This window comes from Mesorhizobium sp. Pch-S (assembly GCF_004136315.1).
Taxonomy (GTDB): Bacteria; Pseudomonadota; Alphaproteobacteria; order Rhizobiales; family Rhizobiaceae; genus Mesorhizobium.
Map to the genome: position 1 here is coordinate 2,263,095 of NZ_CP029562.1, position 13,320 is coordinate 2,276,414.

At 64.3% G+C, this 13,320-nt stretch carries 13 protein-coding genes; 9 read left to right on the top strand and 4 right to left on the bottom strand.

Features of this window, described 5'->3' with window-relative positions; all coding sequences use genetic code 11:
• Positions 1-34: 34 nt before the first annotated feature.
• From C1M53_RS10360 to C1M53_RS10370, 3 genes are read right to left on the bottom strand one after another with little or no spacing between them, the layout of a single operon-like run.
• Complete coding sequence (locus C1M53_RS10360) at positions 35-1,612, bottom strand: 5-guanidino-2-oxopentanoate decarboxylase (protein ID WP_129412175.1); 1,578 nt, start codon at positions 1,610-1,612, stop codon at positions 35-37.
• Complete coding sequence (locus C1M53_RS10365; RefSeq protein ID WP_129412176.1) at positions 1,609-2,283, bottom strand: TetR family transcriptional regulator C-terminal domain-containing protein; 675 nt, start codon at positions 2,281-2,283, stop codon at positions 1,609-1,611. Before C1M53_RS10365 ends, C1M53_RS10360 begins: the two co-directional genes overlap by 4 nt.
• Positions 2,253-3,125 carry a dimethylarginine dimethylaminohydrolase family protein gene (locus C1M53_RS10370; protein ID WP_129412177.1) on the bottom strand — a complete coding sequence of 291 codons (873 nt, stop codon included), beginning with the start codon at positions 3,123-3,125 and terminating at the stop codon, positions 2,253-2,255. Before C1M53_RS10370 ends, C1M53_RS10365 begins: the two co-directional genes overlap by 31 nt.
• Positions 3,126-3,336: 211 nt before the next feature.
• Here C1M53_RS10370 and C1M53_RS10375 point away from each other — a divergent pair, with 211 nt between their 5' ends.
• The 6 genes from C1M53_RS10375 (at position 3,337) to C1M53_RS10400 (ending at position 9,183) form a co-directional block, all read left to right on the top strand.
• Positions 3,337-4,152, top strand: coding sequence for an ABC transporter ATP-binding protein (locus tag C1M53_RS10375; RefSeq protein ID WP_129412178.1), 816 nt, complete (start codon positions 3,337-3,339; stop codon positions 4,150-4,152).
• Between the two features lie 91 nt (positions 4,153-4,243).
• Complete coding sequence (locus C1M53_RS10380; protein WP_129412179.1) at positions 4,244-5,041, top strand: transporter substrate-binding domain-containing protein; 798 nt, start codon at positions 4,244-4,246, stop codon at positions 5,039-5,041.
• Between the two features lie 248 nt (positions 5,042-5,289).
• On the top strand, positions 5,290-6,039 hold the full coding sequence (locus C1M53_RS10385; RefSeq protein WP_129416109.1) for an ABC transporter permease: 750 nt from the start codon (positions 5,290-5,292) through the stop codon (positions 6,037-6,039).
• Positions 6,039-6,839 (top strand): ABC transporter permease, encoded by an 801-nt coding sequence (locus C1M53_RS10390; RefSeq protein WP_129412180.1) that lies wholly within the window; start codon positions 6,039-6,041, stop codon positions 6,837-6,839. Before C1M53_RS10385 ends, C1M53_RS10390 begins: the two co-directional genes overlap by 1 nt.
• Positions 6,840-7,060: 221 nt before the next feature.
• Positions 7,061-8,062 (top strand): Ldh family oxidoreductase, encoded by a 1,002-nt coding sequence (locus tag C1M53_RS10395; protein ID WP_129412181.1) that lies wholly within the window; start codon positions 7,061-7,063, stop codon positions 8,060-8,062.
• Between the two features lie 143 nt (positions 8,063-8,205).
• Positions 8,206-9,183, top strand: coding sequence for a complex I NDUFA9 subunit family protein (locus C1M53_RS10400; RefSeq protein ID WP_129412182.1), 978 nt, complete (start codon positions 8,206-8,208; stop codon positions 9,181-9,183).
• A gap of 74 nt (positions 9,184-9,257) precedes the next feature.
• Here the strand turns inward: C1M53_RS10400 and C1M53_RS10405 are convergent, their stop codons facing one another.
• Positions 9,258-10,196, bottom strand: coding sequence for an undecaprenyl-diphosphate phosphatase (locus C1M53_RS10405; protein ID WP_129412183.1), 939 nt, complete (start codon positions 10,194-10,196; stop codon positions 9,258-9,260).
• 353 nt (positions 10,197-10,549) lie between these two features.
• On the opposite strand from C1M53_RS10405, the gene C1M53_RS10410 reads away from it, so the two are divergent.
• Genes C1M53_RS10410 through C1M53_RS10420 form a run of 3 tightly spaced genes read left to right on the top strand, consistent with a single transcriptional unit; the run spans position 10,550 to position 13,291 of the window.
• On the top strand, positions 10,550-11,242 hold the full coding sequence (locus C1M53_RS10410) for a glutathione S-transferase family protein (RefSeq protein WP_129412184.1): 693 nt from the start codon (positions 10,550-10,552) through the stop codon (positions 11,240-11,242).
• Positions 11,223-12,389: a tRNA epoxyqueuosine(34) reductase QueG gene (queG, locus tag C1M53_RS10415; RefSeq protein ID WP_129412185.1), complete on the top strand. Its 1,167-nt coding sequence runs from the start codon at positions 11,223-11,225 to the stop codon at positions 12,387-12,389. The genes C1M53_RS10410 and queG overlap by 20 nt, the downstream gene beginning before the upstream one ends.
• Entirely contained in the window at positions 12,386-13,291 is a 906-nt protein-coding gene (locus C1M53_RS10420; RefSeq protein ID WP_129412186.1) for an SDR family oxidoreductase, read from the top strand. Before queG ends, C1M53_RS10420 begins: the two co-directional genes overlap by 4 nt.
• Positions 13,292-13,320: the final 29 nt, after the last annotated feature.

A 13,320-nucleotide genomic window follows, 5' to 3' on the forward strand; every position in this document is an offset into this window, starting at 1 on the left:
TGATGGATATCCGAAAGTCGCGCCTTTCGCGCTCTCACTCAACCGAAATCTCTATGAGGAAAGGCTTTTTTGTCGCTCGCGCCCTGCCGAGGGCCTGCCCGAGCCCAGCCGGCCCCTCCAATCTCTGGGAACCGATGCCATAAGCATCTGCCAATTTGCAGAAATCCGGCGGTGCAGGCGAGACGCCCACCGGCTCAACACCGACATCGCGCATGGAGGTTTCGATCTCGCGATAGCCGCGATTGTTCCAGACGATGAAGATCACCGGCGCCTGCGCGTCGAGCGCCGCTGCAATCTCCGGCAAGGTGAACTGGAAACCGCCATCGCCGGTCAGACACACCACCGGCGCGTCCGGAACAGCCAGGGCCGCGCCGATCGCCGCCGGCGGACCGTAGCCCAGTGCGCCAAAACCGGTGGCCGCGTTGAACCAGCCGGCACGCCGATCATGATCATAATAAAGATTGGCGGCGTAGATCGGCTGCGTCGAATCCCCGACGATGATCGCTCCGGGCAGGCTCGTCCGGATGGTTTCGACGGCCGCCACCTGCGCCTGCATGGCAGGACCGATCTCGGCAAACGCGGCTGAACGGGTCGACGCGGCACGCTCGTTGCCGCTGGCCGAAGCTTTCGGACGATCGATTGCCAGGGCCAGCGCTTCGAGCGCTGCTCCACAATCGGCTTCCATGGCGACCGTGGCCGGATGCCGCTGCAGCTGGCTCGCATCGATATCGATGCGCACCAGCTGGCCGGGCACCACGAAACCGCCGTCGCCATACATGTCATAGTCGGTCGGTCCGAACTCGGTGCCGGCCGCCAGCACGACGTCGCTGTCGGCCATCAGGGCTCGTACTGCCTTGAGGCTCGGGCTGGCGGGCACGGCCAGTGCATGGCCATGCATGAGACCCCGCGCATTGGCGGTCTGGACAACCGGGGCGTCAAGGCGTTCGGCGAGCAGGCGCAGCGCTGCCTCGGCGTTGCGGGCGCCGCCGCCGGCAAGGATAAGCGGTCGTCGAGCGTTATCGAGAAGTGCCACGGCCCTGCTGACCGCGACGGCATCCGGCGTGCAAGGGCGGGCTTCGGAGCGCACCGGCTTCATGGCTTCGACAGGCAGGCCCATGACATCGAGCGGGATTTCGATGTGCACGGGGCCGGGGCGGGCGGAGCGGAAAAGATCGAAGGCGCGAGCGAGAACGGCAGGCAATCGGGCCGGGTCGGTGATGCGCTCCGAAAACGCCGCCACCTTGGCCATCATGCCCTGCTGATCCGGCAGTTCGTGCAGATAACCCAGGCCGCGCCCCAGCGTCGCCGTCGCGTTGACGCCCGATATGACGAGCATGGGTACCGAATCGGCCCGCGCCTGCCCCATCGCGGTGATTGTGTTGGTGAGGCCAGGCCCGGTGATGACGAAGGCAACGCCCGGCTTTCCGCTGGCGCGCGCATAGCCGTCGGCCATGAAACCGGCACCCTGCTCGTGGCGGGGCGTAACGTGGCGGATGCGCGAACCGGCAAGGCCGCGATAGAGTTCGACCGTATGCACGCCGGGAATGCCGAAGACGATGTCCACGCCATGCGCCTCGAGCAGCGCAATCAACGCTTCGCCGACGGTGGTCATGGGCTTTCTCCTGGTTGCGGCGTGAGGCCTAGTTCTGCCTCGACTGCCCTGATGCCGATTGCCGCCAGTTCGCCGGGCGAGAACATCTCGCCGGCCAGACAGCCTTCGATCCAGAGTCCGTCGATGATTGCGTTGATCGCTATGGCATGGTGGCGCAGCTGGCTTGCGTCCGCCTTGTGCCGTTCGGCGGCGAGCACTTCGGCGACGACCGCTTCCACCTCGTTGCGAAAGGCGAGATAGCCTTCGCGATGGGCGTGGGCCAGGGCAGGATCCGCGGATGCCCGGCCGATAAAGGTCGCCCAAAGCGAAAACACCCGCGCATCGATGATCGGCGCGCCGAGATTGGCGGCGACGAATGCCGCAAGACGCTGGCGCGGCGACGCGCCGTCCATGACCAGTGCCGCCTTGGCCTGTTCGGTCATGCGGCCGACCAACGTCGTATAAGCTTCCTGCAGCAGCTCTTCCTTGCCGGGGAAATAGTGCCGGATCAGCCCTGCGGTGACGCCGGCACGCAATGCGATGGTGCGCAGGGTAGCGCCCTGCAGGCCACGCTCGGCGACGCTGTCCAGGGTCGCCTGGATCAGATCCTGCCGCCGCCGCTCCTCGCCTTCGCGACGGAACTTGCGCCGTGACGGCACATTCATTGCCGCAGGATTGGCCGTGTCAGGCATGTCGGCCCGCCTTCGCAGGCGATGCAGAGCGCATCCGCGTCGAAGATTTCGACGGTACAGCCGGCGGCTTCCATCGCAGCCCTGGTCCTAGGGAAGCCGGCGACCGCAATGACCTTGTGCGGGCTGGTCGGCAACACGTTCAGGCTGAGGCCGTTGGACGCGGCGAACTCTTCGGCATCGCCCTCGACCAGCCGGATGCCGCGCGCCTTCAGCATCTGGTAGAAGGGTGCGGGCAAAAGCGGCGAATAGACCAGGGCGAGATCGTCGGCCAGCGGGCTGATCACCGACATCAGATGCAGGCAGGCCTCTTCGCCCTGCCACAGCGGCAGGTCGAAACCATAGACGGAAATGCCCAGCGGCGTCAGCAGGTTGGAGACCTGCTGGATGCCTTCCTGGTTGGAGCGGACACCGCGTCCGATCGCCAGCGTGCGGGCGTCCACCCACACGCAATCGCCGCCCTCGACCTGTCCGGGTGCCTCGACACGGCCCAGGATCGGAATGCCCAGTCTCTTGTAGGTTTCCTCGTGCAGGGAAGGCTCCCTGGCACGCAGCGGCTTGCCCATGGACAGGATCAGCGCGCCGCGGTCGGTCATCAGGGACGGATCGTGCGTGAACACCGAATCCGACAGCCCGTCAGCCCTGTCCTCGATCCAGTCGATCTCGGCGCCGGAAGCTGCCACGAGGTCGGCGAGGGCCTTGTGCTGTACCGCCGCCTTCGCCGGGTTGAAGCCAGGTCCATAGTGCCAGGCGGCCCTGTCGGCGTCCCGCATCGCATTGGTCGCCGACCGCATCAGCACGCGCCGCAGCGGCGCCGCCATGGACTGTGATCCGAAAGCGCTCATCGATGCCCTTTTAAGCTGAAAAAAACCGACAAAATTTCATCGAAAGCTATTTATACACTTGCACAACAAGGCCGCAAGTGCCGTAATGAGCAGGATTGACGGGCTCGCGCTGCCGGGTCCATGCTGAAGTCTGGAGCGGGACAGTACAGCGTATGTTGATTAGCCGGATAGTCGTTCGACGAACTGCCGTCGATCGTACGGAGATCACACTGTGAGCGCGGCGGGCGCCGCCACGATCCCATCCGGCAAGGCGCAGAATGGCGCCGCCGAAGCCATCCATGTCGAGAACCTGCACAAGAGATTCGGCGAGCTTCATGTCCTCAAGGGCGTGTCGTTGTCAGCCCGTGACGGCGAGGTCGTTGCCATCATCGGCGGCAGCGGCTCAGGCAAGTCGACGCTGCTGCGTTGCATCAATTGTCTTGAGAACCCGACCAGCGGCATCATTCGGGTGAATGGCGAGGAGATCAAACTCAAGGCGGACAGCCACGGCCATACCGTGCCGGCAGACCGTCGCCAGATCGAACGCATCCGCTCGCGGCTGGGCATGGTGTTCCAGAGCTTCAACCTGTGGAGCCACATGACGCTTCTGCAGAACGTCATCGAAGTACCGGTGCATGTTCTGGGCGTGAAGCGGGACGAAGCGATCGCCACCGCCGAAAAGCTGCTGGCGCGCGTCGGGCTGGCCGAAAAACGCGACGTCTATCCGCACTTCCTGTCTGGCGGGCAGCAGCAGCGCGCGGCGATCGCCAGGGCGCTGGCCATCCAGCCGAGGGTCATGCTGTTCGACGAGCCGACCTCGGCGCTCGATCCGGAACTGGTCGGCGAAGTGCTGAGGGTGATCGGCGACCTGGCACGCGAAGGACGCACCATGGTGCTGGTTACCCATGAAATGAAGTTTGCCCGTGAGGTCGCGACACATGTCGTCTACCTCCACAACGGGCTGGTCGAGGAAGAAGGAACGCCGGAACAGGTGTTCGGCGCACCGAAGTCCGAACGGCTGAAGCAGTTTCTGCGCAATGTCGGCTGACCCCCGAGGGGCAGGCGGCGATGACCCCCGAGGGGCAGGCGGCGACAAGAAAAGACAACGGGAATACTCAAAAACAACGGGAGAACAGGGCATGAAAACACTTCTGAAGACGGCGGTTGCCGCTGCCGCGATCGCGCTGGCGGGAACCTTCGCGGCAAGCGCCGAGCAGGTGAAGGTCGGCTTCTCGCCGGAAGCCTATCCGCCTTTCTATTCGCAGGATTCGTCCGGCAAATGGGGCGGCTGGGAGGTCGACATCGCCATGGCGATCTGCGCCGAAGCAAAGCTCGACTGCGTGCTGACGCCGATCCCGTGGGACGGCCTGATCCCGGGCCTCAAGACCAAGAAGATCGACACCATCATGAACTCGATGTCGATCACCGCGGAGCGCCAGAAGGAGATCGACTTCTCCGACAAATACTACAACACCCCGACCTCGATCGCCGGCGCCAAGGACCAGAAGTTCGACGCCTCGCCGGAAGGTCTCAAGGGCAAGGTGATCGGCGTTCAAGTCTCGACCATCCATGCCGCCTACGCCAAGAAGCACTTCGCTTCTACCGCGGCCGAGATCAAGGAATACCAGACGCAGGATGAGGCCAACCAGGATCTCGCCGCCGGCCGCATCGACGCCACGCAGGCCGACCAGATCGCGCTGGACGCCTTCCTCAAATCCGACCAGGGCAAGGCCTGCTGCGACATGAAGGGCACCGTCGCGCCCGATCTGGAGGTGCTCGGGCCGGGCGTCGGCGCCGGCGTGCGCAAAGGCGACACCGAACTCAAGGACAAGATCAACGCCGCCATCAAGGGCATCCGCGCCAACGGCAAGTACGCCGAGATCACCAAGAAATACTTCGACTTCGACGTCTATGGCGACGCGGTGCAGTCGAACTAGCATCCCGATCTGACGGGTTCCGCGCGTCGTCCCCGAGAGACGACGCGCCATCCGGCCGGCGTTTCACGCCAGGCTGGGTCATGAGCCGGCACGTCGGGGGGCGCGCCGGCTCATTCGAGATCCTCCAACGGCGGTATGCAGCGCTGTTCAAGGCGATTTCGAAGAATTGTTGCATCGATTTTGGACCAAAAGTCGCGCTCAGCGGAAGGCAATAATTCTTCGAAATCGCCTCAGTCGGAGTGAATACGCTGACAGATATTTTCCTTTCGGCCTCGGCGGCCAGCCTTGCCGAACTTCTGGCATTCGATCCACCCGGATGGGGCGGCAACCTGCTGCGTGGCCTGCTGGCCTCGGTCGGCATCGCCTGCGGCTCATTCGGCCTGGGCCTGCTGATCGGTATCTGTGGCGCCTATGGCAAGCTCTACGGCAGCCCGATGGTCCGCGACCTGTTCGGCCTCTACACCACCATCGTGCGCGCGGTGCCCGAGCTGGTGCTGATCCTGCTGCTCTATTTCGCCGGCACCGACCTGGTGAACAGGCTGCTCACCCTGCTCGGCTACGCGCCTGTCGACATCAATGGCCTGGTCGCCGGCATCTGCGTGCTCGGCGTCGTCCAGGGCGCGTATTCGACGGAAGTGCTGCGCGGCGCCATCCTCGCCATCCCGCAGGGACAGATCGAGGCTGCGCGCGCCTATGGCATGTCGCCGTCGCTGCAACTCAGGCGCATCACCTTGCCGGCGATGGCGCCTTACGCAATCCCCGGTCTCGCCAATCTCTGGCTGATCGCCACCAAGGATACGGCGCTGCTCGCCGTAGTCGGCTTCAACGAACTGACACAGACGACCCGGCTGGCTGCCGGTGCCACCAAGGCCTATTTCACCTTCTTCATCGCTGCCGGCGTGCTTTACCTCGCGCTGACGCTGGTCTCCAACGTGATCATTTCCCGCTTCGAACGCCATTCGCGGCGCGGCATGCCCTCCGTGGTGGAGACGCGCTGATGAGCACCACCACGACCACGATCGCGCGGACCTCGGAGTGGCTGCAGCCACACCGCATCATCCTCATCATACTCGCAGCGGCGATCGTGCTTGCCTGCGCGTTCACCATGCGCTGGGACTGGCTGCCGGCCTATCTGCCGCTTGCCCTGCAAGGCGTATGGCGTACCATCTGGCTGCTCGTGGTCACGGCAACGCTCGGCATCCTGCTGGCAATCCCGATCGGTTTCGCGCAAGCCGCCGGCCCGGCGTTCCTGGCGGCGCCGGCGCGGCTGTTCTGCACGATCATCCGCGGCACGCCGCTGCTCTTGCAGCTGTGGCTGCTCTACTACGGGCTCGGCTCGCTGTTCCCGCAATTTCCCTGGATTCGCGAATCGTTCCTGTGGCCATATCTCAGGCAGGCATGGCCCTACGGCGTGCTGGCACTGACCCTTTCCTACGCCGGGTATGAGGGAGAGGTCATGCGTGGCGCCTTCGCCGGCGTGCCGAAGGGGCAACTGGAGGCAGCGCGCGCCTTCGGCATGCGGCGCTGGACGGCCTTCCGGCGGATCTGGCTGCCGCAGGCGCTGCGGCGAGCCCTGCCGACGCTGGCCGGCGAGACGGTGCTGCAACTGAAAGCAACGCCACTGGTGGCGACCATCACCATGGTCGACATCTATTCCGTCGCGTCGCGGGTGCGGCAGGAGACCTTCGTCACCTATGAACCCTTGCTGCTGCTCGCGCTGGTCTATATGGCGATTACCGGGGTTATCGTCTTTGCGTTCCGCAAGATCGAAGCGCGCATTCCGTCCAGGCTAGGCTGACGTTCCTTCGGTTCTGAAATTCGTGCTTTGCCCGGCACCAAGCCGCGGCAAATGTCAGAATCGGACACCAGCCGAATTGCTGCCCGGATCGCGGCTTAGATGCCACGGACGCAGCTTGAGCATGATTCCGAAAAGTTGCAGACTTTTCGGACGGAGATCATGTGTAGAAACAAAGAGATAGAGTGTTTCCGTGGAACGGAGACGCTCTCGGGGTGGAAGGCATGCAGCTCAGTCTCGAACAGGCCACAGCACTTTGCCGCATGGCGGCACTCGGTGCCGGTGCCAGCGACGAAACCGCCCGTTCGATCGCCGCCGCCGCGATCGCCGCCGAGGCAGAGGGCAACAAGGCGGTCGGCCTCTCCCACTACATCGACTATCTGGAGGCGCTGGAAGCCGGCCGCATCCGCGGCAAGGCCGAGCCGGTGATCACCCGGCCGGCACTCGCCGTCTATCTCTCCGATGCGAAGGGCGGCGCAGCCCATACCGGCTTCGACCGTGTCTTCGACGACCTTGCCAAGGCGGCACGGCTGTTCGGCGTGACGATCTTCTCGCAGAAAAATGCCTATACCGCCGGTGCGCTCGGCTATTTCACCGGACGTCTCGCCGAGCAGGGGCTGATCTCCTTTGCAGCAACCAACGGTCCGGCCGTGCTCGCGGGTTCCGGTTCGACAAAGCCGGTCTACTGCACAAATCCGATGTCCTTCGCCTGCCCGCAGGCCGACGGCGCGCCGCTGATCATCGACCAATCGTCGAGCGCAACCGCTTTCGTCAACATCCGCAAGGCCGCTGCCGACGGCAAGGCGATCCCCGAGGGCTGGGCGCTGGATGCCAGCGGCAATCCGACGACCGACGCAACATCCGCCATGAAGGGTGCGCTGCTGGCCTTCGGCGGCGCGCGCGGCGCCAACATCGCCCTGATGGTCGAGGTTCTGGCGGCCGGTCTTTCCGGCGCCAACTGGTCGCTCGACGCGCCCTGGTTCAGCGGCGGCTCGGACAGCCCCGGCACCGGGCTGTTCGTGCTGGCGATCGAACCCAAGCTGCTCGATCCCGACTTCGAGAAGCGCATGAAGGACCAGATCAACCGGCTGGACCGCCGTTATGGCGTTCACATTCCCGGTCTTTCGAAAGCCGCCGCGACCGAAAAGGCCGCGGCGCGCGGCATTACCGTTTCGAAGGAAATCGTCGAGCGCATCGCCGATTTCGCCGAGCGGCACAAGCGCTGAAGCGAGAGCCTCTCGTCGGTCGACGGTGAACGCCGACAGGCGTCCATAAAACCAGTCGCGGCGACCTCCTGTCGCCCTTTGCCTTTGGCGAGAAACCGACTATGAAACGGCTTCAGCCAAGCTTTCGAGCGCCGGAGCCAGCCATGACCGAAATCCTGCAAACCCCCAAGCTCGTCGTCGTTTTCGGCGGCTCAGGCTTCGTCGGGCGGCATGTCGTGCGTGCGCTGGCCATGCGCGGCTATCGCATCCGGGTCGCCTGCCGCCGTCCCGACCTCGCCGGCCATCTGCAGCCGCTTGGCAATGTCGGCCAGATCCAGCCGATCCAGGCCAATGTGCGCGTGCGCTGGTCGGTCGACCACGCCGTCCAGGGCGCGGACCATGTCGTCAACCTTGTCGGCATCCTCTACGAGAGCGGGCGCCAGCGTTTCGGCGCCGTGCAGGATTTCGGCGCGCGCGCCATCGCCGAGGCCGCCCGTTCGGTGGGTGCCGGCATGACCCATGTCTCGGCGCTCGGCGCCAATGTTGATTCCGAATCCGCCTACGCCCGCACCAAGGCACTCGGTGAAAAAGCGGTTCTCGAGACCGTGCCGGATGCCGTGATCTACCGGCCATCGATCAATTTCGGGCCGGAGGACGATTTCTTCAACCGCTTCGCCGCCATGGCGCGGTTCTCGCCTGCGCTGCCGCTGCTCGGCGGCGGCAAGACCCGTTTGCAGCCGGTCTATGTCGGCGACGTCGCCGAGGCGATCGCGCGCTCGGTCGACGGTGCCGTCGAGGGCGGCAAGATCTATGAGCTTGGCGGACCGAAGGTGCTGACCTTCAAGGAGTGCATGCAGGAGATGCTGGCGGTGATCGAGCGCAAGCGCCTGCTGGTGTCGGTGCCGTGGTGGGCGGCCAGGCTGCAGGCGTCGATCCTCGAGCTGCTGCCGAAGCCGTTGCTCACCAATGACCAGGTCACGCAGCTGCAGTCGGACAATGTCGTTTCCGACGAAGCGATCAAGGAAGGCCGGACCTTCGCCGCGACAGGCATCACGCCGCGCACGATCGGGGCGATCCTGCCGAGCTATCTCTGGCGCTTCCGCGCCACCGGTCAGTTCGATCAGCGCAAGCCCGCTGCCTGATCCTTTCGATCTTGCGAGCATAAGAAAAGGCCGGATCGCTCCGGCCTTTTCTTTTTGCGTAGTTCCTGGACCTGTCAGCCCCAGATGAACAGTGCAGCCAATCCGACGCTGCCGACGATCAAGCGCCACCAGCCGAACAGCGAATAGCCGTGCCGCGAGACGTAACCGAGCAGGCTGCGCACGACGATGACCGCCGTGATGAAGGCCGCGATGAAGCCGACCGCGATGATCGGAAAATCGCCGCTCGTAAGCAGGTTGCGGTTCTTGATCAGGTCGAGCGTGAAGGCACCCAGCATGGTCGGAATGGCGAGGAAGAACGAGAATTCAGCCGCCGCCCGCTTGTCGACACCCATCAGCAGCGAACCGACGATGGTGGCGCCGGAACGCGACGTGCCCGGGATCATCGCCAGGCATTGGAACAGGCCGATCTTCAGGCACATCGACAGCGGCAGTTCCGAGGCGTTGTGATATTTCGGCTTCAGGTCCAGCCGGTCGATCCACAAAAGCACGATACCGCCGAGGATCAGCATGATGCAGATCAGCTTCGGCGTTTCGAACAGCACCGTCTTGATGAAATCGTGCGCCAGGATGCCGATGACGACCGCCGGCAGGAAAGCCAGGAACACGCCGACGAGCAGGCGGACACTGTGGTCGCTCGAGATTTCGGGGGGCACGAACATGTTGACGCGCCGGCGCTTGACTGTCGCTGCAACCAGTTCGAAGGCGCAGCCTCCCAGCCATATGATCGAAGCGATGGAGCCGATCGCGGCCTCGACCAGCCGGCCGAACGCACCTGGCCGGCGCAGGAACGCCCAGATCTTGCCGGCGTAGAGGCTGAGGATGGCGAGGATGGCGCCGAGCTGGATCAGCACTTCGAAAACCTTGCCGGTGGATTCGAAACCGAGGAAATGACCGGCGAGCAGGATGTGGCCTGTCGAGGAAACGGGAAGGAATTCGGTCAGCCCTTCGAGCAGGCCAAGCAGCAGCGCTTCCACCAAAGTCTGGAAATTCATAAAGTACCTCGCGGGCGGCGCGACCGGCAAAGCGGGACCCGGTCTTTGAGCATTTTTGTAGCCAAGTGGAATCGCTTGGCGTCACAAAAATGCGACGAAAACAAAACTTAGAGCGTTTCCGCGTTTCCGTGAAAAACGGAAACGCTCGAGCGTCCGCTCGCGCTCGAATCGTAGAACAGGCGCTTAGAACACTGCCAAAGTTGCAAAACTGTGACGAATGCAGCGTCGGGGCTTGCTTGTCAGCGTGCCCAACTGCTCCTATAGCTCGCAGCACCCTGACAACCCGTGTACTCGGGCAATAAAGACTTATCGGCGCGGCCAGCGATTCGCCAGCGCATATAATCATTCGGACGATGCTGACGCTTTTCCACCACCCCATGTTCGCCAGTTGCCGCTTCGTACGCCTCGCTTTCGGCGAGTATGGCGAAGAGCTTGCGCTGATCGAAGAGAAACCCTGGACGCGGCGCAAGGAGTTCCTGGCGCTCAACCCGGCCGGCACGCTGCCGATCCTGCTTGCGGAAGGCGACGTGCCGATCATTGGCGCCGGCGTGATTGCGGAATATCTCGACGAGACGCGCGGCGTGCTGAAGCGCGAGAAGCGCCTCTTCGTGGAAGGGCCGATGGAGCGCGCGGAAATCCGCCGGCTTACCGACTGGTACCTCATCAAGGCTGAGAGCGAAGTGACGCGCCATCTCGTGCGCGAGCGGGTGCTGAAGCCGCACATGCCGGCGGATGCCGGCGGCGGTTCGCCGGATTCGACCGCCATCCGCGCAGCGCGCGCCAACATCCGCCAGCATATGAAATACACCAACTGGCTGGCGGGCACGCGTCACTGGCTGGCCGGCAGCCGCATCACCTATGCGGACCTGGCCGCGGCGGCGACGCTTTCCGTTCTCGATTATCTGGGCGAGATCGACTGGCGCGAGCACGGCGCGGCGCGAGAGTGGTACACACGGGTGAAGTCACGTCCCTCCTTCCGTCCGCTCCTGGCCGACCGCGTCCGCGGCCTGTCGCCGGTATCGCACTATGCGGACCTCGATTTCTGACCAGGCCAAGCTGCGCAGACTGATCGACCGTGAAGCACGGCGTGCCGGCTTCGACGCCGTCGCCATCACCACGCCGGGCGCCATCCCGCAGGCACCTGCGCGGTTGGCCGACTTCGTGGCGGCCGGCTATCACGGCTCGATGGGCTGGATTGCCGAAACGCTCGAACGCCGTGCCGATCCATCGGTCCTGTGGCCTGACGTCCGCTCGATCATCGTGCTGGCGATGAACTACGGCCCCGACCACGACCCGCGAGCGCTCCAGCAGCGCACTGATCGCGGCGCGATCTCGGTTTATGCCCGCAACCGCGACTATCACGATGTCATCAAGGGCCGGCTGAAGGAACTCGCCGGCAAGATCGTGGCGGCGGCAGGCGGCGATGTGAAGGTGTTCGTCGACACCGCCCCGGTGATGGAAAAGCCGCTGGCCGAAGCGGCTGGGCTGGGCTGGCAGGGCAAGCACACCAACCTTGTCAGCCGCGCGCATGGATCGTGGCTGTTTCTCGGTTCGATCTTCACGACGGCGGACCTCGAACCGGACAGGGCGGAAGAGGACCATTGCGGCTCCTGCCGCGCCTGTCTCGACGCCTGCCCGACCGACGCATTCCCGGCACCTTATAAACTCGACGCGCGCCGTTGCATCTCCTACCTCACCATCGAGAACAAAGGGCCTATCCCCTTTGAATTCCGCGGCGCCATCGGCAACCGCATCTACGGCTGCGACGACTGCCTGGCGGCTTGTCCCTGGAACAAGTTCGCCCAGGCTGCTTCGGAAGCGAAACTCGTTGCGCGCACCGATCTGCGCGAACCGGAACTCGCCGATCTGCTCCGGCTCGACGATGCCGGCTTCCGCGCATTCTTCTCCGGCTCGCCGGTCAAGCGCATCGGCCGCGATCGTTTCATCCGCAATGTGCTGATTGCTGCGGGCAACTCCGATGACCGTTGCCTCGTCGCGCCGGCACGGGAACTGCTCGCCGATCGATCGCCCCTGGTTCGGGGTGCGGCGGTGTGGGCACTGTCGCGGCTGGCGGCAGGCGATACAGTGCGCGAACTGGCAGCTGCTGCCTTGCAGGATGAGAACGACAGCACCGTCCGGGACGAATGGCGATTGGCTCTCGGCACGGCGGACAACAACGGAAGGGCGGCATGACCGGCAACAGCATCTTCATTTTCGGCGCCGGCTATTCAGCCCAGGCATTCGCCGGCCAGAACCCGGATTTCGGCCGCTTTGTCGGGACGACGCGGTCGCAGGGAAAGTTCGAGGCACTTCGGCAGGCCAACATCGAGCCTTTGATCTTCGATGGGACGACCACGCCACAGATCAAAGCCGCCCTAGCCGAGACGACACATCTGGTGATCTCGATTGCGCCGGAGACGGCGGGGGACCCCGTGCTGCAGGCGGCGCGCGACATGATCATGACCGGCATGCCAGCGCTGCGCTGGATCGGCTATCTGTCGACGGTCGGCGTCTATGGCGATCATGGCGGCGACTGGGTCGACGAGAGCGCCGAATGCCGGCCGGTGTCGGATCGCTCCACCTTGCGGCTGCAGGCGGAGCAGGCCTGGCAAAGTCTCGGCCGCGCCATCGGCAAGCCGGTGGCCGTGCTGCGCCTTTCCGGCATCTATGGCCCTGGCCGCAACGCTTTCGTCAACCTGAAGGAAGGCACCGCCAAGCGGCTGATCAAGCCCGGCCAGGTCTTCAACCGCATCCATCGCGACGACATTTCCGGCGCCCTCCGCCATCTTGCCGGGCAGGATACGGGCGGCATCTTCAACATCACCGACGACCGTCCTGCACCGCCGCAGGACGTCGTGACCTACGCTGCAACTCTGATGAATGTGCCGCCGCCACCGGAAGCCGATTTCGCCACCGCCCAACTTTCGCCCATGGCGCGGTCCTTCTATGGCGAGAACAAGCGTGTCTCCAACGCGGCGGTCAAGGCTACGGGCTATGCGTTCCGCTTTCCCGATTACCACGCCGCCTTCGACCACATGTGGGAGAGTGGAGACTGGGACAAGGGAATGGCACGCAGCGCGATGAAGCGCTCGTGATCGCAGGCAACGATCGCTCCGTGGTATGA